Origin of the sequence: Roseovarius sp. MBR-6, from assembly GCF_040547525.1 — a bacterium.
GTDB lineage: Bacteria > Pseudomonadota > Alphaproteobacteria > Rhodobacterales > Rhodobacteraceae > Roseovarius.
This window is the reverse complement of record NZ_JBEPPW010000063.1, coordinates 1-1,595: the sequence shown is the minus strand read 5'-3', so window position 1 is coordinate 1,595 and position 1,595 is coordinate 1. Positions and strand designations below refer to the sequence as shown.

The following is a 1,595-nucleotide window of genomic DNA, read 5'->3' as shown; positions in this document are numbered from 1 at the left end:
GGCCTCGGCTTTTCGGCACTGGCCCATTCCGAAGTGGTGCGCCTGATCTCGTCACGCTCGCTGGTGGCTGCGGTGACGGTGATGGTGCCGAACTCGCTTGGACCTGGCGAATTGCTGATGCAATTCGGGACCGAAGCGCAGAAGGATCACTGGCTGCCGCGGCTGGCGGACGGAACCGAGCTTCCGGCCTTTGGTCTGACCAGCGAAGAGGCCGGGTCAGACGCCGCGGCGATGGTCGATACCGGCATTGTCTGCGAGGGGGAATGGGAGGGCGAGACGGTGCTCGGCCTGAAGCTCAACTGGGCCAAGCGCTACATCACCCTGTCGCCGGTCTGCACCGTTCTCGGCCTTGCCTTCAAGATGCGCGATCCCGACGGCCTTCTGGGTGAGACCGAGGATATCGGCATCACCTGTGCGCTGGTGCCGACCCATCTGGACGGGGTCGAGATAGGTCGTCGCCATATCCCGGCCGGGCAGATGTTCCAGAACGGCCCGACCAACGGGACCGACGTCTTCATACCGCTGGACAACATCATTGGCGGGCCGGACTATGCCGGCAAGGGGTGGATGATGCTGATGAGCGCACTTGCGGCGGGGCGCGGCATTTCTCTGCCATCACTTTCGGCGGCGGCCAGCGCGCTGGCGGCGCACACCACCGGGGCCTATGCCCGCGTGCGCCAGCAATTCGGCATCCCGGTGTCGAAATTTGGCGGGGTGCAGGAAAGCCTCGCGCGGCTTGCGGCCAATGCCTATGCGCTGGACGCGGCGCGGCAGTTGACCTGCGTGGGCCTCGATGAAGGCCGCGCATTGGCGGTGATTTCCGGTATCATGAAATCGAACGCCACCTACCGGATGCGCGACGCGCTGAACGATGCCATGGACATCCATTCCGGCAAGGCGGTGATCGACGGGCCGAACAATTACCTGTCCGAGATCTACAAGGCGGTGCCGATCGGCATCACCGTGGAAGGGGCCAATATCCTGACACGCAGCCTGATCATCTTTGGTCAGGGCTCGATCCGCGCGCATCCGCATCTTTTGGACGAGATGCAGTCGCTGGAGATCGAGGACCAGGAAAAATCACTCGACGCGTTCGACCAGCATTTCTGGGCCCATGTCGGGCACACGACCAGAACGCTCTTTCGGGCCCTTGGCCGTGCCTGGACGCTCAGCCTGTTTGCGCCCGCGCCCAAGGATGCGGGGCCGCTTCTCCCGATCTACCGGCGCATGTCGCGCTGGTCGGCGGCGTTTGCGCTGATCTCGGATTTCGCCTTCCTAACGCTCGGCGGCGGGCTGAAGCGGCGCGAGATGATCTCGGCCCGGCTGGGCGATGTGCTGTCGGAACTATATTTTTTATCGGCGACGTTGAAACGCTGGGAAAACGAGGGGCGACAGGACGCTGACCTGCCATTGGTGCGTTTCACTGCCGAAACCGCGTTCGACAAGATCAGCAAGAGCCTCGATCTGGTGCTTGCCAATCTTCCGGCGCGGTGGGCCGGCTGGCTGTTGCGCGCCGTGACCTTGCCGAAATCGGCGTCGCGCGGCCCGTCCGACGCGTTGACCGAAGCCTGCGCCGATCTGATTTCCGAACGCAC

At 63.9% G+C, this 1,595-nt stretch carries 1 protein-coding gene; it reads left to right on the top strand.

What is annotated here, in order from left to right; translation table 11 throughout:
* Positions 1 to 1,595 (top strand): acyl-CoA dehydrogenase (locus ABIE57_RS20460; RefSeq protein WP_354540880.1); only part of this gene is annotated, 1,595 nt, incomplete at both ends.